Annotated in this window: 19 protein-coding genes; 12 read left to right on the forward strand and 7 right to left on the reverse strand. The window is 71.5% G+C overall.

Going from position 1 to position 22,917, the window contains the following annotated elements:
* Window position 1: 1 nt before the first annotated feature.
* A complete protein-coding gene (locus OG587_RS01020) occupies window positions 2-979 on the reverse strand; it encodes a Gfo/Idh/MocA family protein (RefSeq protein WP_329085920.1) in 978 nt (325 codons plus the stop codon).
* A gap of 155 nt (window positions 980-1,134) precedes the next feature.
* Window positions 1,135-2,652, reverse strand: a complete 1,518-nt coding sequence (gene pdxR, locus OG587_RS01025) for a MocR-like pyridoxine biosynthesis transcription factor PdxR (protein ID WP_329085922.1) — start codon at window positions 2,650-2,652, stop codon at window positions 1,135-1,137.
* A 67-nt stretch (window positions 2,653-2,719) separates the two neighbouring features.
* On the opposite strand from pdxR, the gene OG587_RS01030 reads away from it, so the two are divergent.
* Window positions 2,720-3,694: a DMT family transporter gene (locus OG587_RS01030; RefSeq protein ID WP_329085924.1), complete on the forward strand. Its 975-nt coding sequence runs from the start codon at window positions 2,720-2,722 to the stop codon at window positions 3,692-3,694.
* On the opposite strand, the gene OG587_RS01035 is transcribed toward OG587_RS01030, so the two are convergent.
* Entirely contained in the window at window positions 3,600-3,965 is a 366-nt protein-coding gene (locus OG587_RS01035) for a hypothetical protein (protein WP_329085926.1), read from the reverse strand. The two genes, OG587_RS01030 and OG587_RS01035, sit on opposite strands and share 95 nt — an antisense overlap.
* A 229-nt stretch (window positions 3,966-4,194) precedes the next feature.
* Here OG587_RS01035 and OG587_RS01040 point away from each other — a divergent pair, with 229 nt between their 5' ends.
* Window positions 4,195-5,868, forward strand: a complete 1,674-nt coding sequence (locus tag OG587_RS01040) for a fumarate hydratase (RefSeq protein ID WP_329085928.1) — start codon at window positions 4,195-4,197, stop codon at window positions 5,866-5,868.
* A gap of 230 nt (window positions 5,869-6,098) precedes the next feature.
* Here OG587_RS01040 and OG587_RS01045 read toward each other — a convergent pair whose 3' ends face one another.
* Both OG587_RS01045 and OG587_RS01050 read right to left on the reverse strand, forming a co-directional pair.
* A complete protein-coding gene (locus tag OG587_RS01045; protein ID WP_329085930.1) occupies window positions 6,099-6,350 on the reverse strand; it encodes a hypothetical protein in 252 nt (83 codons plus the stop codon).
* 172 nt (window positions 6,351-6,522) lie between these two features.
* Complete coding sequence (locus tag OG587_RS01050) at window positions 6,523-7,056, reverse strand: GNAT family N-acetyltransferase (RefSeq protein WP_329085932.1); 534 nt, start codon at window positions 7,054-7,056, stop codon at window positions 6,523-6,525.
* A 150-nt stretch (window positions 7,057-7,206) separates the two neighbouring features.
* On the opposite strand from OG587_RS01050, the gene OG587_RS01055 reads away from it, so the two are divergent.
* The 10 genes from OG587_RS01055 to OG587_RS01100 all read left to right on the forward strand — a co-directional run bounded on the left by OG587_RS01055 (window position 7,207) and on the right by OG587_RS01100 (window position 19,848).
* Window positions 7,207-7,815 carry a superoxide dismutase gene (locus tag OG587_RS01055; protein WP_329085934.1) on the forward strand — a complete coding sequence of 203 codons (609 nt, stop codon included), beginning with the start codon at window positions 7,207-7,209 and terminating at the stop codon, window positions 7,813-7,815.
* A 138-nt stretch (window positions 7,816-7,953) separates the two neighbouring features.
* Window positions 7,954-9,069, forward strand: a complete 1,116-nt coding sequence (locus OG587_RS01060; RefSeq protein ID WP_386263077.1) for a serine/threonine-protein kinase — start codon at window positions 7,954-7,956, stop codon at window positions 9,067-9,069.
* 35 nt (window positions 9,070-9,104) lie between these two features.
* Entirely contained in the window at window positions 9,105-10,868 is a 1,764-nt protein-coding gene (locus tag OG587_RS01065; RefSeq protein ID WP_329085937.1) for a protein kinase domain-containing protein, read from the forward strand.
* Window positions 10,869-10,933: 65 nt separating this feature from the next.
* Complete coding sequence (locus OG587_RS01070) at window positions 10,934-12,325, forward strand: class II fumarate hydratase (RefSeq protein WP_329085939.1); 1,392 nt, start codon at window positions 10,934-10,936, stop codon at window positions 12,323-12,325.
* A 124-nt stretch (window positions 12,326-12,449) separates the two neighbouring features.
* Window positions 12,450-12,836, forward strand: a complete 387-nt coding sequence (locus tag OG587_RS01075) for a tautomerase family protein (protein ID WP_329085941.1) — start codon at window positions 12,450-12,452, stop codon at window positions 12,834-12,836.
* 220 nt (window positions 12,837-13,056) lie between these two features.
* Complete coding sequence (locus OG587_RS01080; protein WP_329085943.1) at window positions 13,057-13,803, forward strand: 3-hydroxybutyrate dehydrogenase; 747 nt, start codon at window positions 13,057-13,059, stop codon at window positions 13,801-13,803.
* A gap of 37 nt (window positions 13,804-13,840) precedes the next feature.
* The gene (locus OG587_RS01085; RefSeq protein WP_329085945.1) at window positions 13,841-15,877 is read left to right on the forward strand and encodes a helix-turn-helix domain-containing protein; all 2,037 of its coding nucleotides are present in this window, start codon (window positions 13,841-13,843) and stop codon (window positions 15,875-15,877) included.
* Between the two features lie 151 nt (window positions 15,878-16,028).
* Window positions 16,029-17,348 (forward strand): MFS transporter, encoded by a 1,320-nt coding sequence (locus OG587_RS01090; RefSeq protein WP_329085947.1) that lies wholly within the window; start codon window positions 16,029-16,031, stop codon window positions 17,346-17,348.
* 20 nt (window positions 17,349-17,368) lie between these two features.
* The gene (locus OG587_RS01095; RefSeq protein ID WP_329085949.1) at window positions 17,369-18,394 is read left to right on the forward strand and encodes an alpha/beta fold hydrolase; all 1,026 of its coding nucleotides are present in this window, start codon (window positions 17,369-17,371) and stop codon (window positions 18,392-18,394) included.
* A gap of 2 nt (window positions 18,395-18,396) precedes the next feature.
* Complete coding sequence (locus OG587_RS01100; RefSeq protein WP_329085950.1) at window positions 18,397-19,848, forward strand: tannase/feruloyl esterase family alpha/beta hydrolase; 1,452 nt, start codon at window positions 18,397-18,399, stop codon at window positions 19,846-19,848.
* A 99-nt stretch (window positions 19,849-19,947) separates the two neighbouring features.
* On the opposite strand, the gene OG587_RS01105 is transcribed toward OG587_RS01100, so the two are convergent.
* Window positions 19,948-21,924, reverse strand: coding sequence for a glycosyltransferase family 2 protein (locus OG587_RS01105; protein WP_329085952.1), 1,977 nt, complete (start codon window positions 21,922-21,924; stop codon window positions 19,948-19,950).
* Window positions 21,925-21,984: 60 nt separating this feature from the next.
* Window positions 21,985-22,728: a lytic transglycosylase domain-containing protein gene (locus OG587_RS01110; protein ID WP_329085954.1), complete on the reverse strand. Its 744-nt coding sequence runs from the start codon at window positions 22,726-22,728 to the stop codon at window positions 21,985-21,987.
* Window positions 22,729-22,917: the final 189 nt, after the last annotated feature.

Below are 22,917 nucleotides of genomic sequence, written 5' to 3' on the forward strand. Positions count from 1 at the left end.
CTCACACGATCACCTCCGTGACGCGCACCGGGCGCCCCTCGCGCCGGGAGAGCTCCGCGGCCTCGGCGAGGTAGAGCGCCGCGAGGGCGTCCTCAACAGTGCAGGGACTCTCCGTCTCCCCCCGTGCCGCGCCGAGAAACGCGCCCAGCTCGGCGACGTAGGCGGACTCGAACCTGGCCGCGAAGTCGGGCCAGGGCTCGCCCGGCGGCTGCAGGCCCTCGGTGCTGATCAGCGGCGCGCGCGGGTCGAGGCCGACCGCCCAGGTCCCCTGGGTGCCCGCCAGCTCCATCCGCACGTCGTACCCGGCGCCGTTGTAGCGCGACCCCTGCAAGGTGACGAGCGTGCCGTCGTCCATGGTGAGCAGCGCGGCGCTGGTGTCGACGTCCCCCGCCTCGGCGAAGAACGCCTCGCCCCGGTTGGAACCGGTCGCGTAGACGGTGACGGCCTCCCTGCCGGTGACCCAGCGCAGGATGTCGAAGTCGTGGATGTGGCAGTCGCGGTAGATGCCGCCCGACATCGGGATGTATCCGGGGTCGGGCGGCCGGGGGTCGGCGGTGAGCATGTGCACCCGGTGCAGCGTGCCCAGCTCGCCGGCGGCCAGCGCCTTCCTCGCGGCGGCGTAACCGGCGTCGAAGCGCCGCTGGAAGCCGATGTGCACGACCGTGCCGCTCCGCCTGACCGCGTCGAGCACGCGCAGGGTGTCCGGTACGCCGGGCGCCACCGGTTTCTCGCAGAACACCGGCACCCCCTTGGCGCAGGCGCGCATCAGCAGCTCGGCGTGGGTCGCCGTGGGGGTGGCGACCACCACCGCGTCGCTGTCGAACGCGTCTCCCACCCGGGCTCCCAGCCTGGCTGCCACCTCCGCCGCCCGCCCGCCGTCCGCGTCGCTCACCACCAGCTCGTCGACCCCGGGATGCGCCGCCAGGGTCGCGGCGTGGAACGCCCCGATCCTGCCGAGTCCCAGTAGCCCAACACGCATCGTGCCTCCGGAGAAGAAAGCGGTCGATCTCCAGTTCTAGGCGACGAGTCAGAAGCCGTCAAGAATTTGTCAGGACATATGGACGATCCTCCCGTCCGGACAGCACATCCCATGGAGGGCGTATCCGCAGGTGGGAGGGGGTCTCGTGGGGCGCGTCAGCGGCGCAGGGCGTCGGCGAGGGCGCGGATCGTCGCGTCGGCGCGGCGAACGGGCAGGCGGGCGAAGCCCATCACCAGCGCGGGCGGCCCCGGGGCGTGCCGCATCGGGCCCACCGGCTCGACCGCCAGCCCGCAGTCCTGGGCCGTCTCCGCCACCGCCGCCTCGTCCCAGCCGTACGGCAGCTCGGCGAGCAGGTGGAGCCCGGCGGAAACGCCCCGCACGGTGATCTCGGGAAGGTGCTCGCCGAGGGCGAGCGCGAAGGCGTCGCGGCGGGCGCGGTACTCCCGGCGCATCCTCCTCAGGTGCCGGTCGTAGCCGCCGGTCGCGACGAAGTCGGCCAGGACGTACTGCTCCAGGACGGGCGACCCCAGGTCCAGCTCGCCGCGGGCCAGCCGCAGCGACTCGGCGATCTCGGGCGGGGCGGCCACCCAGCCCAGGCGGAGCCCGGGGGCCAGGGACTTGCTGACACTCCCGATCAGGATCACCCGGTCGGCGGCGAGCCCCTGCAGGCAGCCCACCGGGTCGCGGTCGAAGCGGAACTCCGCGTCGTAGTCGTCCTCCAGGATCGCCGCGCCGGTCGCGGCGGCCCACTCGATCAGCTCGGCGCGGCGGCGGGGCGAGAGCACGACCCCCGTCGGGTACTGGTGCGCGGGGGTGAGCAGCACCGCGCGCACCCCGGTCGCGGCCAGGGCCCCGACGTCGACGCCCTCGCCGTCCACGGGGACGGCGACCAGGTCGGCGCCCGCGGCGTGCAGCAGCGGGAGCTGGCGTCCCCCCGCCGGATCCTCCACCGCCAGCCGGATCCGGCCGGGGGGCGGCGCCGGGCGCGCGGCCCCCCGGAGGAACCAGCCGAGGTCGTGGGGCGACCGGGTCCGGGGAAGCCTTCCCGCGAGCGCCTGGATCGTGAGGCTGATCCCCTGGGCCACCCCGCCCACGATCACCAGGTTGTCCGGGCTCACATCGGCCGCCCTCACCCTCCCGAGATAGGCGGCCAGTTCCTCGCGCAGCACCGGGACCCCGCCGGGATCGCCGTAGTCCAGGGCCTCCGCGGGCAGCGCGGCGAGCGTCCTCCTCATCGAGGCCAGCCATCGCTCCCTGGGGAACGCCCCCAGGTCGGGCGCGGTGGATCGGCGCCCGTGGTACGGCTCGCGGTCTCCTTTCGCGGCAGGTGCGGCGCGATCTCCTTTCCCGGCAGGTGCGGCGCGCGACGGCCCTTCCGGCGCCGGGGAGGGACCGTCGGGGAGAGCGGGCAGGGCGGCGGTGCGGCTCGCCGCCGGGGCCACGGTGGTTCCCGCCCCGATCCGGGAGAGCAGGAAGCCCTCGGCGACGAGCTGCTCGTACGCCTCGACCACCACGCCGCGGGAGAGCCCGAGATCTTTGGCCAGCTCGCGGCTGGCGGGCAGCCTGGCCCCGGCCGCCAGCCGCCCGCGCCGTACCGCCTCGCGGAGCTCGCGGGCGATCTGGGCGGCGACGCCGCCCGCCGCCCGGTCGACGACGAGGTGCAGATCGGCCAATTGGTCCTCTGTTCCGCTGCCACATTGGACCCGACAGGGGTGCCATTGGCTTCCTAGCATTCCGCACATGAACGTGGACGTCAGCACCACCCCCCACCCCGCGGCACGCCCCTCCGCCCGGCCGGAGTCGCGCGGCCTGGTCGAGGCCGCGACGGCGATGTTCCTGGTGGGCACCCTGGCGGGGGTCTCCGGGGTGATCGGCGACTACCCGGTCTACGGCGGCCAGGCCCTGCGCTACCTGTCGGCGGCCATGATCCTGCTCGCCGTCGCCCGGCTCGCGGGGCTGCGGTTCGTCCGGCTGACCCTCCGCGAGACGGCACTGCTGGCGACGCTGTCTCTGACGGGGCTGGTGATCTTCAACGTGTGCGTGATCGAGGCCACCCGGCACGGCGGCCCGGCCCTGGTCGGGACCGTCCTCGGCACCGTGCCGCTGGCGCTGGCCCTGTTCGGCGGGCGCCCCTCGCCCCGGCTGCTCGGGGCGGCGGCGGTGGTCGTCGCCGGGGCGACGGTGGCCACCGGGCTGGGCAGCGGCGACCTGACCGGGCTGCTCTGGTCGCTGGGCGCGCTGGGCTGCGAGGTCTGCTTCTCCATGCTGGCCATCCCGCTGCTGCCGAAGCTGGGCGCGGTGCGCGTCTCGGCGTACTCGGTGACGCTGGCCGTGCCGATGCTGGCGGTCGCCGGGCTGTTCGCGGACGGCGCCGCGATGGTCCGCGTGCCGACGGTCCCCGAGCTCGCGGGCCTGGGCTACCAGTCGCTGATCGTGACGACCGTGGCGTTCTTCCTCTGGTACGACGCCCTGCCCCGGCTCGGCCCGGGAACCGCGGGGCTGTTCGCCGGGCTGATCCCGGTCGGCGCCATCGCCACCGGCGCGGTCCTCGGTCTCGGCGCGCCCTCGGTGCCCGACCTGCTCGGCGCCGCGCTCGTGGTCGGCGGCATCGTCATCGGCCTCAGCTCCGCGGGCTCACCCGCTGCGGGGGCAGGTCGGCCGGCTGGGGCGGGACGACCCGCGGCCGGGGGATCTCGATCCGCTGGGGCAGGCTGACCCACCGCACGGGCTCACCGGGCCGCCGCGGGGGCAGGGGCACCTGCGAGGGCAGGCTCGCCCGCCCGGAGGCGACGCCGACGCGCTGCCGGGGGACGGTGAGCGGGGGCTCCGGCCAGCTCACCGGCCACTCCGGGGTACGCCCACCGGCCTCCTTGATGCTCGTCAGCGTGATGGCTATCAGTGACACGGTGAGGCCGGCCACCACGAAGACGGCCACGATCACCAGCAGGACGACGTTTCCGGCCATGACGGCGCTTCCGATGTTCATGCTGTCTCCCAGCTTCCGCCCGACGCTCGGCCCGGCTTCCTCCAGCTTCCCCCCGTCTCTTCGGACAGATATGCATAAAAGACGCATAAGACACCAATAGTTGTCCCAAATTTGTGACTTTCATCTCATATATCCGTCTCCACGCGTGCGGCCCGACCGCGAGGATCGAGCGTGAACGCGAGGCCGTACCCTCTAGGGAAAACAGCGCCCGCACGGAGGATCGACGACGATGCCCGAGTTCGACTACACCGACCTGCTTCCCATGGGACCGGACGAGACGGAGTACCGTCTGATCACCGCCGAGGGGGTACGGGTCGTCGAGGCCGCGGGACGCAGATTCCTGGAGGTCGAGCCCGAGGCGCTGCGACTTCTCACCGAGAACGCGATCCACGACATCTCCCACTACCTGCGGTCCTCCCACCTCGCCCAGCTTCGCAAGATCATCGACGATCCGGAGTCGAGCGGGAACGACCGCTTCGTCGCCCTCGACCTGCTGAAGAACGCCTCGATCTCGGCGGGCGGCGTGCTCCCGATGTGCCAGGACACCGGCACCGCGATCGTGATGGGCAAGCGCGGGCGCCACGTGCTCACCGACGGAGCCGACGCCGAGCACATCTCCCGCGGGGTCTACGACGCCTACACCCGGCTGAACCTGCGCTACTCCCAGATGGCCCCGATCACCATGTGGGAGGAGAAGAACACCGGCTCCAACCTCCCCGCGCAGATCGAGCTCTACGCCGAGGACCCGGGCGGCCACCCCGACGAGTACAAGCTGCTGTTCATGGCCAAGGGCGGCGGCAGCGCCAACAAGTCGTTCCTCTACCAGGAGACGAAGGCGGTGCTCAACGAGAAGCGGATGCTCCAGTTCCTGGAGGAGAAGATCCGCTCGCTCGGCACCGCCGCCTGCCCGCCGTACCACCTGGCGATCGTCGTCGGCGGCACATCCGCCGAGTTCGCCCTGAAGACCGCCAAGTACGCCAGCGCCCGCTACCTGGACTCCGTCCCCACCTCCGGCTCCCCCTCCGGCCACGGCTTCCGCGACACCGAGCTGGAGGCCAAGGTCTTCGAGCTCACCCAGAAGCTCGGCATCGGCGCCCAGTTCGGCGGCAAGTACTTCTGCCACGACGTCCGCGTCATCCGCCTCCCCCGCCACGGCGCCTCCTGCCCCGTCGCCATCGCGGTCTCCTGCAGCGCCGACCGCCAGGCACTGGCGAAGATCACCCCTGAGGGCGTCTTCCTGGAGCGGCTGGAGACCGACCCCGCGAGGTTCCTGCCGGAGACCACGGACGACCACCTCTCGGACGACGTCGTCAAGATCGACCTCAACCGCCCGATGCTGGAGATCCTCGCCGAGCTGACCAGATACCCGGTCAAGACCCGCCTGTCGCTGACCGGGCCGCTCGTGGTCGCCCGCGACATCGCCCACGCCAAGATCGGCGAGCTCCTGGACGCGGGCGGCGAGATGCCGGAGTACCTCAAGAACCACGCGGTCTACTACGCCGGACCCGCCAAGACCCCCGAGGGCTACGCCTCGGGCTCCTTCGGCCCCACCACCGCCGGGCGGATGGACTCCTACGTCGAACGCTTCCAGGCGGCCGGAGGCTCCAAGGTCATGCTCGCCAAGGGCAACCGCTCCAAGCAGGTCACCGACGCGTGCAAGGCCCACGGCGGCTTCTACCTCGGCTCCATCGGCGGCCCCGCCGCCCGCCTCGCCCAGGACTGCATCAGGAAGGTCGAGGTCCTCGAATACCCCGAGCTGGGCATGGAGGCCGTCTGGAAGATCGAGGTCGAGGACTTCCCCGCGTTCATCGTGGTGGACGACAAGGGCGAGGACTTCTTCGACCAGCGGCGGTCGGACGGCGGGGCCACCTTCGTGGGCATCCCGACCCGCCCCGCCAGGTAGCCCTCCACGGGATCTCACACCGGCCCTGGACATGACGGTGACATGACGGTGCCCCTTGCCCCGAGGACACCTCGGGACAAGGGGCACCGTCGCGTTCGGCGCACGACATCTCCGGTTGTGCCGGACTCGCAGCGGGTTTCACGACCACATCGCGAATGAGCCCGGCGTCAGGAGTGTCGAGGCGCGTCCCGGTCCACGGACACCGCCGGGGAGACCGGGTCAGCCGATCGCTACTGCAGAATCCAGAGCTCGTACTTCCCCCAGTACAACGTGCAGTGATAGGTGCCCCACAGCTTGCCGCTGGCATGGCACTGCTTCGCACCGGCGGTCGTGCCCGGGTAGCTCCTGACGTACGTCCACTCCGCGGCGTTCGTGGCCGCACTCGCCGGAGCGGCACTCGCCGGAGCGGCAAAAGCTCCGCCCCCGACAACCACCGCCGCGGCGACGGCGAAAGCCCCGATACCCCTCTTAAGCGAAGACATGATCCTCCATCGGTCGATGCATCACCAACAAGATCATTTACTACCATGACGCGGGGTGGAAAATAAGACTTTCCGGAAATGCCATCTTCCCGACGCACGTCTTTACACGTTCGGACAGCGGGGAGACACCTGCGGCGGGCGCCGCGGCGTCGCCCGGCGCCGACGCGGGGACTCAGGCCGCGAAGTCCTCCGGCGAGAGATAGACACGGAAGGCGCGGAAGGATTCGCGCGGTACGTCGAACTCGCACAGCCTGGACCAGCCGAGGCGCTCGTAGAGGCGCACGGCGGAGGCGGCCGCGGGTGAGGTGACCAGCCAGGAGGGGCCCGCGTCCGCGACGATCCGGCGGACGAGCGCCTCGCCGAGCCCCCGGCCGGTGAAGCGCGGGGCGACCGCGAGCTCGTGGACCTCGAAGCGGGTCCCCAGGACCGACGTGTCGCCACCGAGGGCGTCCGCGATGGGGCGGTAGAGGCGGTCGGAGGGCCACGGGTCGGGGGTCGTGAATCCGCAGGTGAAACCGGCGGGCTCGCCGTCGACGTGGGCGGTCAGGCAGCGGAAGCCCGGACTGCCCGCCTGCGACGGCAGGCGCCCGACGAACGCGTCGATCCGGTCGGGGGTCTCGTGCCACGGCGGCGGCGTGAACGCCGCCGCGTAGATCGATCCCAACACCGCGGCATTTGGCTCCGCGTCGTCGAACACCGGTGGCACGAGACCTCCTGGACCAAACTGACGTACGCCATCATGCTGCAGCTGCAACCCATTCGCAATAGCTGAAGACCTAGGTCGCAAGACTGATGCAGGTGCGAGAGACTTGCAATAGTGTCCAGAGAAAAGGTGATCAACAAGGAGGTAGCCCGCATGGGTGAGTACACCCTTCCTGACATGCCCTACGACTACGCGGCCCTGGAGCCCGCGATCACCGGGGAGATCCTGGAACTGCACCACTCCAAGCACCACGCCGCCTACGTCAAGGGCGCCAACGACACCCTGGAACGGCTGGCCGAGGCGCGCGACAAGGGCGAGTTCGGCGGGCTGGTCGGGCTGGAGAAGACCTTCGCCTTCAACCTGTCCGGGCACGTGCTGCACTCGATCTTCTGGGAGAACCTCTCCCCGGACGGCGGCGACCGCCCCGACGGCGAACTGGCCGCGGCCATCGACGAGCACTTCGGCTCCTTCGAGGCGTTCCAGAGGCAGCTCACCACCGCCACCGCCGGAGTGCAGGGCTCCGGCTGGGGCATCCTGGCCTGGGAGCCGCTGGGCCGCCGCCTGGTCGTCGAGCAGGTCTACGACCATCACGGCAATGTCGGGATGAACTCCACCCCGCTGCTGGTATTCGACGCCTGGGAACACGCTTATTACCTCCAATATCGCAACGTACGACCCGACTACGTGGAGAAGCTGTGGACCTTGGTCAACTGGGCGGATGTCACGCATCGTTTCTCAACAGTTACGAGCGCGAAAATCTGACCCAAGTTGGCAAGAAGATTCGGCCCGGTCTCTACTGGTCGCATTACGCAAATCGGTAAGCTGCACCACATGCGTGCGCCGCCCGGATACCTTCTCGCAGCGCGCTACCGGCTGTCAGAACCGGTTGGGCGCGGTGGCATGGGCACTGTCTGGCGGGCACACGACGAGTTGCTCAACCGTGAGGTGGCCGTCAAGGAGGTCCGCCTCCCTCTGGTCCTCGACGAGGAGCTCCGCGCCGAGCTGTGCGCCAGGACCGAGCGCGAGGGGCGCGCGACCGCGATGGTCGCCCACCCCTCCGTCATCACCGTCTTCGACGTCGTCACCGAGGACGAGCGCCCCTGGATCGTGATGGAGCTGCTCCGCGCCAGATCGCTGGAGCAGCTCCTCCAGGACCACGGCCCGCTGCCGCCGCGCCAGGTGGCGGAGATCGGCCGGCAGGTCCTGGGGGCGCTGCGCGCCGTGCACGCCAAGGGGATCCTGCACCGCGACGTGAAGCCGAGCAACGTCCTGGTGACCGACGACCGGGCCGTGCTCACCGACTTCGGCCTGGCCGCGCTCGAAGGCGACGTGTCGATCACCCAGGCGGGCATCGTGCTGGGTTCCGCCGGGTACATCGCCCCCGAGCGCGTGCTGGGGGCCAAGGCCAGCCCGGCCGGCGACCTGTGGTCGCTCGGCGCGACCCTCTACACCGCCGTCGAGGGCCGGGGCCTGCACGGGCGCCGTACGGCCGCGGCCGCGCTCGCCGCGCTGACCAGTGGCGAGCCGATCCCCATGGAGCGGGCCGGACCGCTGACGCCGGTGCTGCGCGGCCTCCTCACGATCGCCCCGAACTCCCGGCTCGACGCGGGACGGGCCTCGATGATGCTCGCCCGGGTGGCGGCCGGCGGGATGGTCGAGGAGTCCTTCTCCAGGCCCCCCGGGCGACCCGACGGCAGGCCGACCGCGAGCGGGTCCGACGGGGCGTCGGCTCCGCCGTTCAGCCGCCGCTCGCAGCACCGCGGGACGCACCGGGTCGGCTCCGCACCGCCGCCGGCACCGCGGCCCTCGTCGCCGGGGACACCCCCGCCGCCGTCGGGGCCCGCTTCGGGGCCGACACCCCAGCTTCGCGCGCACCGGCGTCCCGGCGAGGGCGTCCACCGGAAACCTGCAGACATTTCGCCTACCTATCGCCCAATTGTCCGTTTTATGACACCCTTCATAAGGTTGGTCCTCCCGCGTCTTCTCTGGCCGAGGGAACTCCGTAAGCGCGGGTAAAGCGCTTCTCAAGGTGGAATGGCTATCTTCTTCTCATGCCGGAACAGCAGACGCGTGTGCTCGCGGACCGTTACGAGCTGATCGCGCCGCTCGGCCGAGGCACGATGGGCACCGTTTGGAAAGCCCACGACCGTTCCCTCGGCCGTGAGGTCGCGATCAAGGAGATCCGTCAGGAACCCGGCCTCAGCGAGGCGCAGCGCGCCGAACTTCGGGAACGGATGATCCGCGAGGGTCGTACGGCCGCCCGCATCAGCCACCCCTCGGTGGCCACCGTCCACGACGCCATCGTCGAGGACGGCAGCCCCTGGATCATCATGGAGCTCGTGCAGGCGCGTTCCCTGGAGCAGGTGATCGAGGAGGAGGGTCCCCTTCCACCCCGCCTCGTCGCCGAGATCGGGGCCGATCTGCTGGGGGCGCTCCGCGCGGCCCACGCCCAGGGGGTCCTGCACCGCGACGTCAAACCCGGCAACGTGCTGATCACCGAGAGCGGCCGGGTGGTCCTCACCGACTTCGGCATCGCCAAGGCGGAGGGCGACACGAGCCTCACCAAGACCGGCATGGTGATCGGCTCCCCCGGATACACCGCGCCCGAGCGGGCCCGCGGCGAGCACACCGGGCCCGAGTCGGACCTGTGGTCCCTCGGCGCCACGCTGTACTTCGCGGTCGAGGGCCGCCCTGCCTACGAGCGGGCCTCGGTGGCGGAGACCCTGGCCGCGCTGATGAGCGAGCAGGTCGACCCGCCGACCCAGGCGGGACCGCTCCGCCCGGTGCTCGAACAGTTGCTGGAGAAGGACCACACGACGCGGCTGACGGCCGCCCAGGCGGGCGCGCTGCTCCGGGCGGTGGCCGACACCCCCTCGCACCTCGCGGAGTCCCTCCCCCCGGCTCCGGCGCCCGCAGCGGCCCCTCCCGTACCGTCCCCCTCGGCCTCCGAGACGCCCTTCACGGAGAACACCGGGAAGGACACCGGGGAGGACACCGACAGGGAACCCGAGCCCGAGGAGCCCGACGCCCCCGAGGACGGCGCCGGTGGTTTCGACGCCGACCGCACCATGGTGGTCATCCGTCCCAAGGACGGCCTGCGCATCCCCGGCGGTACGCCGGCCGCCGAGCCCTCCGCCCCCGGCCGCCCGACGACCTCGCCCTACCCGGACCGCCCGCCCTTCGCGGAGCCCGGCAGGCCGGTCGCGGGACGGCAGAACCCTCCCGGTCTCGGAACCCCCGTCGCGCGGGGACCCGCGACCCCCGGCGCCTTCGGAAGGCCGGGGGCGTTCGGGCCCGGCGCCTCCGAGGAGCCGGACGACGAGCCGACGGCCTTCGGAGAGCCGGGAAACGCGTCGGCGGCCACGCCGCCCCACGGGTTCCCGGTGAGCGGCAGACCCGATCTCTCCGCCACCCCGCCCCACGGCTTCCCGCCGGTCGATCCGGAGTTCGGAACGCCCGGCCCGGGACGCCCGGGGTCCGAGGCACCCCCTCCGCTGAGGCTCCTCCCCGGCAGCCGGCCCGTCGCCGGTAACCGGTCTCCCGGCGTCGGCGGCCCGTCCGGCCAGGCGGGGCCGGTGTCCCCGCAGCCCTGGCGTCCGCCGGGTCCCGAGGCGTCCGACGGCGCCTACCGCTCCCCCGGCCTGGGCACCGACCTGTTCGCGATCGCGGGCCAGAACGCCCAGCCCGACCCCGGTCGTCCCGGGCCGAGGAAGCCGCCGTCGCAGAAGACCCGGATCGGTGTCCTCATCCTCATGAGCGTGGCGGCGCTCGCCCTCGTGGTGATCATGATCCTGTCGGTGGCCGCCTTCTTCTGAGGACGACCCGCGAGGAGAACCCGTACCCGCCGTTTGATTCCCTCCTCAGGACGCAGACTGGGTTCATGAGCGAGTATCGGATCGAGCATGACTCGATGGGCGAGGTACGGGTTCCCGCGGGGGCGAAGTGGCGGGCGCAGACCCAGCGGGCGGTGGAGAACTTCCCCGTCTCCGGGCGCGGGCTGGAGGTCCCGCACATCGCGGCACTCGGCCTGATCAAGGCACTCGCCGCCGAGGTCAACGCGGAGCTGGGGGTGCTCGACAAGGAGCTGGCCGAGGCGATCGCCGAGGCCGCCACCGACGTCGCGGAGAACGAGTGGGACGGCGAGTTCCCCGTCGACGTCTTCCAGACCGGCTCCGGCACCTCCTCCAACATGAACGCCAACGAGGTGATCGCCACCCTCGCCGAGGAGCGGCTCGGCCGCCCCGTCCACCCGAACGACCACGTGAACGCCTCGCAGTCGTCCAACGACGTGTTCCCCACCTCCATCCACGTCGCCGCCACGACCGAGGTCTCGTACCACCTGATCCCCTCGCTGCGGCACCTGGCCACCGCGCTGCGGGACAAGTCGCTGGAGTTCGACGGCGTGGTCAAGGCCGGGCGCACCCACCTGATGGACGCCACCCCGGTCACGCTGGGACAGGAGTTCGGCGGGTACGCCACGCAGATCGACAACGCCATCGGGCGGGTGCGGAGCACGCTCCCGCGCCTCGCCCAGCTGCCCCTGGGCGGTACGGCGGTCGGCACCGGCGTCAACACCCCTCCCGGCTTCGCGGCCAAGGTCATCGAGAGGCTGCGCGAGGCCACCGGACTGCCGTTCTCCGAGGCTCCCGACCACTTCGAGGCCCAGGGCGCCCGGGATGCCGTCGTCGAGCTCTCCGGGCAGCTCCGCACGGTCGCGATCTCGCTCAACAAGATCGCCAACGATCTGCGCTGGATGGGGTCGGGTCCCCGGGCGGGACTGGGCGAGATCAACCTGCCCGACCTGCAGCCCGGGTCGTCGATCATGCCGGGCAAGGTCAATCCGGTCGTCCCCGAGGCGGTGACCATGGTCGCCGCCCAGGTCATCGGGAACGACGCGGCCATCGCCTTCTCGGGCGCCTCCGGCACGTTCGAGCTCAACGTGATGCTCCCGGTCATCGCGCGCAACATCCTGGAGTCCGTACGGCTGCTCGCCAACGCCTCCCGGCTGCTGGCCGACCGGTGCGTGCACGGCATCACCGCCAACGCCGACCGCATGCGCGAGTACGCGGAGTCGTCGCCGTCGATCGTCACGCCGCTCAACCCGTACATCGGGTACGAGGAGGCCGCGAAGATAGCGAAGCAGGCCCTGGCGGAGCGCAAGACCATCCGCGAGGTCGTCATCGAGCGCGGCCACGTCGCCAACGGAACCCTCACCGAGGAACGGCTCGACGAGTTGCTCGACGTCCTGTCCATGACCCGGCCGCCCTCATAACGCCGGCCGGGGACCTCGCCCCGGCCGCCCCGTGGACCGGTGACCTGGTCGGCGGACCCGGCCGCCGCTCGTGGACCGGCGCCCCGGTCGGCGTCATAGATCGGTTGCCTGGGAGACTCGGGGCATGACCCAGATCAAGTTCTACGGCCGCAGGGACGTGTGGTCCGACCGGCGTCAGGAGATCTCCGACACCGTTCACGGCTGCCTGGTGGACGTCTGGCGGCTTCCCGAGGACAAGCGGTTCCACCGGTTCCTGCTGCTGGACGCCGAGGACATGGTCTGCCCGCAGCGGAGCGAGCGGTATCTCATCGTGGAGATCGCCTGTTTCAGCGGCCGGTCGGACGAGGCCAAGCGCTCGCTGATCCGTGCCCTGTTCACCAGGACCGGGGACGCGCTCGGCCTTCCCGCCGAGGACCTGGAAATCGTGATCATGGAGTCCCCCAAGGTCAACTGGGGCATCCGCGGCCTCCCCGGCGACGAGCTCACGCTCATGTACCCGGTCACCATCTGAGAGCCACGCGGCTGAGAGCAACGCGGCCCCCGTCGCCGCGCTCCCGATGGCGACCGGCTGCGGGCGTCCGTACGCCGGAACGCGCGAAGGCGCTTCCGGGAAGGGGCGAGAAGGCACGGCCGCGCCCCGCCGGAGCGGAGGCTCGCCACATAAGCATGGAACGGAGTGTGGGGGCGGGCGACATGGGCCGGGATTCGGGTCATTGCCTAGATTCGGCAGCATGATTGACCTAGCGGGTCGGCGAGCCGTGGTGACCGGGGCGGGCAGCGGGATCGGGCGCGCCTGCGCGCACCGGCTGGCCGCGGCCGGGGCACACGTGCTGGTGGTCGACATCGACGCCGAGGCGGCGGCGAAGGTCGCCGCGGAGATCTCGGGAACACCCGTCGTCGCGGACCTGTCGGAACCCGACTTCGTACGGGCGATCCCGCCCGGCACGGACATCGTGGTGAACAACGCCGGGTTCCAGCACGTCGCCCCGATCGAGGAGTTCCCCCCCGAGGTGTTCTCCAAGATCCTCAAAGTGATGGTCGAGGCGCCCTTCCTGCTGGTCAGGGAGGTCCTGCCGGGGATGTACGAACGCGGTTGGGGCCGGATCGTCAACATCTCCTCGGTTCACGGGCTCCGCGCCTCGCCCTACAAGGCGGCGTACGTCACCGCCAAGCACGCCCTCGAAGGGCTGTCCAAGACGATCGCCCTGGAGGGCGCCCCGCACGGCGTCACCTCCAACTGCGTGAGCCCCGCCTACGTCCGCACCCCCCTGGTGGAGAACCAGATCGGCGCCCAGGCCGGAACTCACGGCATCGGCAGGGACGAGGTGGTCGAGCAGATCATGCTCGCCCCCGCCGCCGTCAAACGGCTGATCGAGCCCGAGGAGGTCGCCGAACTCGTCGCCTACCTCTGCGGCCCGCACGGCTCCTTCATCACCGGCACCTCCCTCCCCATAGACGGCGGCTGGACCGCCCGCTGAACCCGGTGGGGACACGTGGCGTCGCCATGAACGGAGAATGGTTGGTATGAGCGCACGGGTCTTTCTCGAACTGCTGGCCAGGGAGGCTTCGGCGGTCGAGTTCGAGGGGCCCGTTCTCGCGGCGAGGAGCGGTGGGACCGACGCGGAGACGCTGGCGGAGCTGGAGGAGGCCAAGCTCGCCGCGTTGAAGGTGCGGGCGTTGCTGCGGCGCAGGGCGAAGCGTGAGGCGGAGCTGTCGGCGCTGTTCGACACGGCCGGCGACCTGGCCGGGCTCCGGGATCTGGACGCCGTCCTGGAGGCCATCGTGCACCGGGCCAGGCAGCTGCTCGGCACCGACGCCGCCTACATGACGCTGCACGACCCCGAGCGGGGCGACACCTGGATGCGGGTGACCGACGGCTCGGTGTCGGCGAAGTTCCGCGCGCTGCGGCTGGCCATGGGCGCGGGGCTCGGCGGGCTGGTGGCCCAGACCGCCACCCCGTACTCGACCGCCGACTATTTCGCCGACGAGCGCTTCCGGCACAAGACCGACATCGACGACGCGGTGCTCGAGGAGGGGCTGGTCGCCATCCTCGGCGTACCGCTCAAGCTGGGCGCGCGGGTGATCGGGGTGCTGTTCGCGGCCAACCGGAGCGTGCGGCCCTTCACCCAGGACGAGGTCGTGCTGCTGGGCTCGCTGGCCGCGCACGCGGCGGTGGCGATCGACAACGCCCGGCTGCTGCAGGAGACCAGGAACGCGCTCGAGGAGCTCAGCGAGGCCAACCGGCAGGTGAACGCGCACAGCCAGGCCGTGGAGCGCGCCGCGCTCGCGCACGACCGGATGACCGGCCTGGTGCTGCGCGGCGGCGGGGTCGAGGACGTGGCCGCGGTGGTGACGGAGGTGCTCGGCGGCTCGCTCACGGTGCTCGACGACGCCGGACGTCCGATCGCCGGGGACGCGCGCGTGCTGGAGGAGGCCGCGTTCGACCAGGCGACGTCCGGATCCGGGACGGCCTCGGGAACCGGCGCGGGGACAGGTTCGGCCACCGGCCCGGTGACCGGCCCGGGGAGAGGCCCGGGAAGAGATCCGGGGACAGGCCCAAGATCGGGCTCGAAGCCGGGCGCCAGGCGAGGGACGCGGACGGCCGCGGACGTGATCGCGGACGCCGCGCGGTCGTCGAGGGCGCTGGGGCGCACCGTACGGCAGGGAGACCTGCTGGTCGCGTCGGTGGACGTGGGCGCGGAGCCGCTGTGCACGCTGGTGCTGCGCAACGGCGGCCAGGTGTCCGACGCCGACCAGCGCATCCTGGAGCGGGCCGCGCTGGTCACCGCGTTGCTGCTGCTGTTCAGGCGTACGGTGGCCGAGGCGGAGGGCCGGGTCAGGGGCGAGCTGCTCGACGACCTGATCTCGCGGCCCGCCCTCGACGGCCTGGCCGACCGCGCCCGGCGGGTCGGGGTGAACCTGGACCACGACCACGTGGTGGTCGTGGTCCGCCACGGCGGCGGGCGGGACCGGGCCGCGTTCTGGGCGTCCTCCCAGGCGACGTTGCACCGCGGGCTCGCCGCGCAGCGCGGCGACGAGGTGGTCCTGCTGCTCCCCGGGGACCGGCCGGGCCCCCTGGCCAAGCGGGTGGCGGCGGAGCTGAGCGCCTCGCTCGGCCACCCGGCCACGGCGGGCGCCGGAGGGCCCGTACGCGGCACCGCGGAGGTGGCCGCCGCGCACCGGGAGGCACAGCGCTGCGCCGACGCCCTGGTGGCCCTGGGGAGGGCCGGTGAGGGCGCCGGCGCCAGGGAGCTGGGCTTCGTCGGGCTGCTGGTCGGCGAGGGGCGCGACATCGGGGCGTTCCTCGCCTCGGCGCTCGGCCCGGTGATCGACTACGACGCCCGCAGGGGCACCGCGCTGGTGCAGACGCTCACCGCGTACTTCGGCATGGGCGGCTCGCTGTCGCGGACGAGCGAGGCCCTGCACATCCACGTCAACACGGTCACCCAGCGCCTGGACCGGATCGGCCAGCTCCTCGGCGACGACTGGCAGGCCCCCGACCGGGCCCTGGAGATCCAGCTCGCCCTGCGCCTGCACCGCCTCAGCGGCTGACCCCGCCGCGCCGATCGGCCTCGTGAGGAGCGGCCTCACGCGTCCACATAGGGCGCCTGTCGGCTATGGCGGTCGTACCCATAGGAGTGACGCCGGTCACTACGTACGGTAGCCGAAATCCCCCCAACAGCGACTCCCCCTGGTGAGTGAGATGGCAGAGAAAACCCGTACCCCCATCGGAAAGATCGTCGGTGCCAGTCTGATCGGCACCACGATCGAGTGGTATGACTTCTTCCTGTACGGTTCCGCCGCCGCACTGGTCTTCCCGCAGCTGTTCTTCCCCGAGTCGGAGCCGCTGACGGGCACCCTGCTGGCGTTCCTGACCTACGCGGTGGGCTTCGTGGCCCGCCCGCTGGGCGCGCTGGTCTTCGGGCACTTCGGCGACCGGATCGGCCGCAAGAAGCTGCTGGTGGTCAGTCTGCTGCTGATGGGCGGGGCTACCTTCCTGATCGGCTGCCTGCCGACCCACGCGGCGATCGGGATGGCGGCACCGCTGCTGCTGACCCTGCTCCGGCTCGTCCAGGGCTTCGCCCTCGGCGGCGAGTGGGGCGGCGCGGTGCTGATCGTCTCCGAGCACGGCGACGCCGCGCGCCGCGGCTTCTGGGCCTCCTGGCCGCAGGCGGGCGCCCCCGGCGGCAACCTGCTGGCCACCGCCGTGCTGGCCGTGCTGGCCGCGGTCCAGACGGAGGAGGCGTTCGTGAGCTGGGGCTGGCGGATCCCGTTCCTGCTGTCCGGCGTACTGGTGCTGGTCGGCATGTGGATCCGGCTCTCCATCAGCGAGTCGCCGGTCTTCCAGCAGGCGGTCGCCAACGCCAAGCCCTCGACGTCCCTGCCGATCGTGGAGGTCTTCAGGTACCACTGGCGCGACGTCCTCATCGCGATCGGCGCCCGCTTCGCGGAGAACGTCTCCTACTACGTGATCACCGCGTTCGTACTGGTCTACGCGACGGCGCAGGCGGGGCTGGCGAAGCCCGTCGTGCTCAACGCGGTGCTGATCGGGTCGGCCATCCACTTCGTCTCGATCCCGATGTGGGGGGCGCTCTCCGACCGGCTCGGCCGCCGCCCCGTCTACCTGCTCGGCGCCGCCGGGGTGGGCCTGTGGTCCTTCGCGTTCTTCCCGCTGATCGACACCAAGAACTTCGCCGCCGTCACCCTGGCGGTGACCGTCGGGCTGATCCTGCACGGCGCGATGTACGGCCCGCAGGCCGCGTTCTTCTCCGAGCTGTTCGCCACGAGGATGCGGTACTCGGGTGTCTCGATCGGCTCGCAGCTCGCCTCGATCGTGGCGGGCGCCCTGGCCCCGCTGATCGCGGTCGCCCTGCTGGACACCTACAAGTCGTCGTTCCCGATCATGCTGTACGTGGCCGGAGCCGCCGTGCTCACCCTGATCACCGTGTATCTCTCGCGCGAGACCAGGGGACGCGACCTCGTCACCATCGGCACCCGCGACGAGGCCCCGACCACCCGCTGAACGGTACGGAGAAACATCTGATGCGCATCGAGAACCGGCCGGTGCCCACCGGCCGGATCACCCAGAACGTCCTGTCGGTCGCGGGGAACGACACGGAGAGCGGCGAGGCGGTGCTGTTCGTCCACGGGAACGTGTCGAGCTCCGCCTTCTGGCGGGACACGCTGCTCGCCCTGGCGGAGGCGGGCCACCGGCCGCTCGCCGTGGACCTGCGGGGTTTCGGCGACACCGAGCCCGCCCCGGTCGACGCCACCCGCGGCCTGCGGGACTACTCCGACGACGTGCTCGCCCTCCTCGACGCCCTCGGGCTGGACGGCGTGCACCTGGTCGGCTGGAGCATGGGCGGCGGGGTCGTGCTGCAGGCGCTGCGCGACCGGCCGTCCGCCGTGCGGAGCGTGACCCTGGTCAACCCGATCTCCCCGTACGGCTTCGGCGGCACGCACGGCGCCGACGGCGTGCTGAACCACCCCGACGGCACGGGCGGCGGGGCCGGGGGCGCCAACCCCGACTTCGTGAAGCTGCTCGCGGCCGGGGACACCTCCGACGACTCCCCGCTCTCGCCGAGAAACGTGATGCGGACCACGTACGTGAAGCCCGGCACGGTGATCGAGGACGAGGACGCCCTGGTCGCGTCGATGCTGTCCACGAGGGTCGGCGAGGACCACTACCCGGGTGACGCGGCGACGTCGGAGGAGTGGCCGGGGGTCCGTCCCGGTACGCGGGGCGTGCTCAACTCGTTCGCCCCGACGCACTTCCGGCTCGACGACCTGCACGCGATCGACCCGAAGCCGCCGGTCCTGTGGATCAGGGGCGAGGCCGACGTGATCGTCTCCGACACCTCGCTGTTCGACCTGGCCCACCTGGGCGCTTTGGGGGTCGTCCCCGGCTCGCCGGGCACCCCGGCGCAGCCGATGGTCACCCAGACCCGCGCCGTCCTGGAGCGGTACGGCCCGTACACCGAGGTCGTCCTGGACTGCGGGCACAGCCCGCACATCGAGCGGCCCGCCGAGTTCCGCACCGCCCTCTCCGACCACCTGAAGCGGAGCTGAAGATGCGCAGTATTGATGGCGACGCTTCGCGTCGCGGTTCGGCCGCTCTTACCCGGCTCCTTCCCTCGTCACTCATCCGCTTCGCTCCTTCGCTCCTCAGTCCAGTCCCCGGCGCGACCTCACGGATTACCAAAATCGCCACCGTCGGTCTCGCCGCCCTGGTGGTCCTGGCCGGGGCGCCCGCGGCGAGCGCGGGGACCGCGCCGGCGCACTGCGCCCGGCTGGACCGGGTGGCGGTGCCGGGGGCCGAGCGCCAGGTGAAAGCCTGTCTGGACGACCTCACGACGGCGGGCACGACCGTCTCCGGGCACACCGACCCGGCCGACTGGGCGGGCCTGCACCCGGCGGGGGCGGTCAACCCGAAGGGCGTGCCAGGCATCCAGGTCGACGGCTACTTCCCCGACACCTCGACCTCCAACACGACGCACGGCTGGAACCACGACTCGCAGTTCGTCCTGCGGCTGCCCGACAACTGGAACGGCGGGCTGGTCGTCACCGGCACCCCGGGCAACCGGGAGCAGTACGCCAACGACTTCACCATCTCCGACTGGGCGCTGGCCAAGGGCTACGCCTACGCGGTGACGGACAAGGGCAACGTCGGCGTCACCTTCTACAAGGACGGCCGCAAGCCCGGTGACGCGGTCGCCGAGTGGAACGACCGGGTCACGCAGGTCGCGATCGCGGCCAAGGCCGTCGTCGCCCAGCGCTACGGCAGGCTTCCCAAGCGGACCTACGCCGCGGGTATCTCCAACGGCGGGTACCTGGTCCGCTGGCAGCTGGAGAACCGGGCCTGGCTCTACGACGGCGGGATCGACTGGGAGGGCACGCTCTGGCGGGTCAAGGGCGACAACCTGGTCAACTACCTGCCCCCGGCGCTGCGGGCCTACCCGGCGGGTGACACCCAGGCGATGTACGACGCGGGATTCGCCCGCGGCTCGGAGTTCCTGTGGCCGTTCCACTACCAGTACTACTGGGACCTGACCCAGCGCCTCTACCGTGAGGAACTCGACCCCTCCTTCGACGGCGACACCGAGGCGGGCACCCCCTTCTGCTCCTCGGGCACCCCGGCCTGCGACGCCGACTACGACTACGACGCGCGCGAGCCGTACGCGGCGGTGAAGAAGATCGGGCTCACCGGCCGGATCGGCAAGCCGCTGATCACGATCCACGGCACCCTGGACACGCTGCTGCCGATCTCCCGCTCCGGCGACGTCTACGCGGACATGGTCGGCGAGCACCGGCCGTTCCGCTACTACCGGATCACCGACGGCACCCACGTGGACAGCCTCTACGCCTCCTACCCCGACAAACTTCGCCCGTTGCTGCCGTGCTTCCGCAGCGCGTTCGAGACCCTGGAGGGCTGGGTGGAGCGCAGGCAGAGCCCGCCGCCGAGCGCGACCCTGCCCAGGCCCTCGACCGGCGACCTGCCCAACGAGTGCCGGCTGGGCGTGTGACGACATCCGCCCGGCGCCACACCGCCCCGAAGGGCCGTGCGGCGCCGGGCGGATGTCGGTTGACGCCGGGCGGGGTGTCCGGTCGAGGCCGGGTGGCTGTCAGTTGAGCATGTAGCGCCGCTGGACGGTCCTGGTCACCCGGACCGCGTTCCTGACCAGCGGTATCCGCAGCGCGATTCGCTTCAGCAGCGGGTACCAGGGCTCAGGGGGCTGAACGGCGGCGGCCCTGTGGATCTCCACCCGGCCGCCGCGGTTCATCTCCACCTTGAAGCGCAGCCCGGTCTCCTTGCCCTCCACCCGCAGGAACGGCGCCCAGACGCCCGGCGCGAGGAACCCCTCCCGGTACACCAGCCGGGTCGGGATCTTGGCGATCAGCCGCCCGGCCAGTTCCCCGGGGACACCGGGCTCGACCAGCGCGGGGGCGGCGACCTCGCGTTCCCTGCCCGTGGTCTGGCGGAACACCAGCTCCGCGGGCGGCCCCCCGCTCGGCGGCACGTACGGCACCGGCACGACGACGAAGACGTGCTTGCGCTGCCTGATGACCGTCGTACCCGGTGAGACCAGGACGATCGACTCGGGGAACGAGCGCGGTTCCACGCAGATCCCCAGCTCGCCCCTGTCGGACCACCAGGGGACGGTGAGCCGCCTGGAGCAGTCGGCGACCATCCCGGTGCAGTTCAGCGGCGACCCGGTCACCCGGGTACGTGCCTGCTGCGCCCCTCCGTACATGCGCACGTGTATCTCCCACAGTCCGGGCGGCAGCGGTCCGTCCATGGCCGCCGAGTCGACGTCCAGCCGGGCCGTGCCCGTGACCTGGAGCCTGACCCCGTTGCGGTGACGGCAGCGGACCATCGAGCACTTCGAGGGCAGGAAGTGGATGGCCCCGGTCTCCTCGTGCCTGACGTAGACCTCGAACCGCGCCCTGGCGGCGGCCTGGCTGACGTCGGCCATCTCGGGCGGCAGGCGGAACCCGTCGAGGGGTACCGGGGGATCCCAGAGCAGGCCGTCGTCCCCGTAGGGGACGAAGCGCATCGGGGTGCCGTCGGCCTGCATGATCTCCGCGGTGAGCCCCAGGATGAGGGCGCCGTCGTCCCAGCTGAGGTCGTCGAGGTCGGCCTGGAGGCGGACGCCGCGCATGGCTCCGGCCAGTACGACGAGCTGGTCGAGCCTGCCCGCGCGGAGCAGCGCGGCGCGGGCCCGCAGCGGGACGGGCAGCAGGAGGTCGAGGCGCGGGGGGAAGCGCTGGACGACCAGCTCGCGCAGGGTCGTGAAGGTGGCCGCCCGGTCCGTGGAGGAGGTGGCGAACCTGCTCCCGCCGAGCCGTCGCAGCACCGCGGTGCGGAACCACTGGGCGTACATCCGGTCGCGCCGGCGGCCCTCGGGGACCTCGTCGTCGATGATGTCGAGCAGCTCGCGCAGCTCCGCGGCCCAGACGTAGGGGTCCTCCGGCGGGTCGGGCCGCTCGGTGACGTGGCAGCAGACCTCGTCGGCCATCACGACGATGTTCCCGGCCCGCAGGTAGGCGCGGAGCGCGAAGGTCTGCTCGGCCAGGCACCCGCCGGGATCGGGGAAGTTCAGCGCCTCGGCGTCGAGGAAGGCCCTGCGGAAGAGCTTGTGCGGTGTGAGCTGCGTGAGCAGCCGGTCCCTGACGATGTCGGCGTTCTCGCGGTCGGCGTCGAAGACCGCGGCGGGCGGCCTCTGGTCGCCGGCCAGCCGCCCGAGGAGGACGTCGGCCTTGGTCTCCACGGCCCGCAGGTACATCCGCTCCAGAGCGTCCCTTTCCAGGCGGTCGGCCTGGTCCAGCATGTAGACGTACTCGCCCCTGGCGACCATGAGGGCGACGTTGCGGCCGCGCATCGGCGAGCCGGTCCGCTCGAGATGGAGCACCCTGACGTTCGACCGCACCGCCGACAGGGTGTCGAGGCGCTGCTGGATTCCGTCGTCGGAGCCGTCGTCGGCGAAGATGACCTCGTAGTCCTCGGAGGCCATCGACTGTTCCAGCACCGACCGGATGCAGGCGTCGGCGCCATCACCGGGGTTGTGCACCGGCACCACCACGCTGACCTTCACGTCCATGCGGCCAAGGGTGCGGCGCGCGGCGCCGGGAGACGGTCAGACTTGCCGACTCCTGGTCTCTCAGTACCAGCCTTTGGCCTGGGAATGGGCCCAGGCACCGCAGGGCGAGCCGTAGCGGCCCTTGATGTAGCTGAGCCCCCACTCGATCTGGGTGGCCGCGTTGGTCTGCCAGTCGCCTCCCGCGCTGGCCATCTTGTGGCCGGGGAGGGACTGGGGGATGCCGTAGGCGCCGCTGGAGGTGTTCATGGCGCGCTCGTTCCAGCCGCTCTCCTTCATCCAGAGCTTCTCCAGGCAGCCCCACTCGCCGCCCTGGCCCCTGGACTCCAGCATCTCCTTGCCCAGCGCCCTGTTGCCGGTCGGGTTGGAGGTGCCCGGGGGGAGTTGCTGCGGGTTGAAGCCGCCACCGCCCGGCGCCTCGTCAACGATCTTGACCTGGTTGAGGGCCTTGCGGTTGTCGCGCTCGGCGGCGATCTTGTCGGCCTTGAGCGCCTGGGCGGCCTGGGCCTTCAGCATGTCGGACTTGAGGTCGGAGCCGAACGGGTCGGAGCCGAGCATCTGCGCCATCTCGTCCAGGGTGAGCGGCTCCCGCTTCGGCGCCGAGGCGTTCTGGACGGCGGTGTAGGCGGTGAAGGCGCCTCCACCCACCAGGACCACGAGCGCGGCACCCAGGATCAGTGCGCGCTTGGAGGTCATGCCGCGTTTCGAACTGGGACCGTCGAGGGCCTTCCCCTTGGCCGCTCTGCGGTTCGTACGGCGGCCGCGGGGCGCCGAGCGCTCCTTCAGTTGCTGTGATCCTGGACTCACGACCTATGAGCTTGCCGTGGGGAGGGGGGTGGTCCGCAACCGGAACGGGAGAGTTGGTCTGCGCTCGACCGGAACCACAGGGGTTTCTCACGACCTAACCGCCAGGCCACGAGCACTTTCCGGGCAACAAAAACTTGGGAGTGATTTTGCTCACATTTTGCCATACGGGACCACTTCGACCATCTTGAT

The sequence above is a fragment of the Streptosporangium sp. NBC_01469 genome, assembly GCF_036227305.1.
GTDB lineage: Bacteria > Actinomycetota > Actinomycetes > Streptosporangiales > Streptosporangiaceae > Streptosporangium.

Excerpts from the sequence above, each read along its gene's own strand:
- OG587_RS01075 (WP_329085941.1), top strand. The coding sequence starts at position 12,450 with ATGACCCAGATCAAGTTCTACGGCCGCAGGGACGTGTGGTCCGACCGG.
- OG587_RS01065 (WP_329085937.1), top strand. The coding sequence starts at position 9,105 with ATGCCGGAACAGCAGACGCGTGTGCTCGCGGACCGTTACGAGCTGATC.
- OG587_RS01030 (WP_329085924.1), top strand. The coding sequence starts at position 2,720 with ATGAACGTGGACGTCAGCACCACCCCCCACCCCGCGGCACGCCCCTCC.
- OG587_RS01105 (WP_329085952.1), bottom strand. The coding sequence starts at position 21,924 with ATGGACGTGAAGGTCAGCGTGGTGGTGCCGGTGCACAACCCCGGTGAT.
- OG587_RS01080 (WP_329085943.1), top strand. The coding sequence starts at position 13,057 with ATGATTGACCTAGCGGGTCGGCGAGCCGTGGTGACCGGGGCGGGCAGC.
- OG587_RS01060 (WP_386263077.1), top strand. The coding sequence starts at position 7,954 with ATGGGCACTGTCTGGCGGGCACACGACGAGTTGCTCAACCGTGAGGTG.
- OG587_RS01100 (WP_329085950.1), top strand. The coding sequence starts at position 18,397 with ATGCGCAGTATTGATGGCGACGCTTCGCGTCGCGGTTCGGCCGCTCTT.
- OG587_RS01055 (WP_329085934.1), top strand. The coding sequence starts at position 7,207 with ATGGGTGAGTACACCCTTCCTGACATGCCCTACGACTACGCGGCCCTG.
- OG587_RS01095 (WP_329085949.1), top strand. The coding sequence starts at position 17,369 with ATGCGCATCGAGAACCGGCCGGTGCCCACCGGCCGGATCACCCAGAAC.
- OG587_RS01045 (WP_329085930.1), bottom strand. The coding sequence starts at position 6,350 with ATGTCTTCGCTTAAGAGGGGTATCGGGGCTTTCGCCGTCGCCGCGGCG.
- OG587_RS01070 (WP_329085939.1), top strand. The coding sequence starts at position 10,934 with ATGAGCGAGTATCGGATCGAGCATGACTCGATGGGCGAGGTACGGGTT.
- OG587_RS01035 (WP_329085926.1), bottom strand. The coding sequence starts at position 3,965 with ATGAACATCGGAAGCGCCGTCATGGCCGGAAACGTCGTCCTGCTGGTG.
- OG587_RS01040 (WP_329085928.1), top strand. The coding sequence starts at position 4,195 with ATGCCCGAGTTCGACTACACCGACCTGCTTCCCATGGGACCGGACGAG.
- OG587_RS01085 (WP_329085945.1), top strand. The coding sequence starts at position 13,841 with ATGGTTGGTATGAGCGCACGGGTCTTTCTCGAACTGCTGGCCAGGGAG.
- OG587_RS01020 (WP_329085920.1), bottom strand. The coding sequence starts at position 979 with ATGCGTGTTGGGCTACTGGGACTCGGCAGGATCGGGGCGTTCCACGCC.
- OG587_RS01090 (WP_329085947.1), top strand. The coding sequence starts at position 16,029 with ATGGCAGAGAAAACCCGTACCCCCATCGGAAAGATCGTCGGTGCCAGT.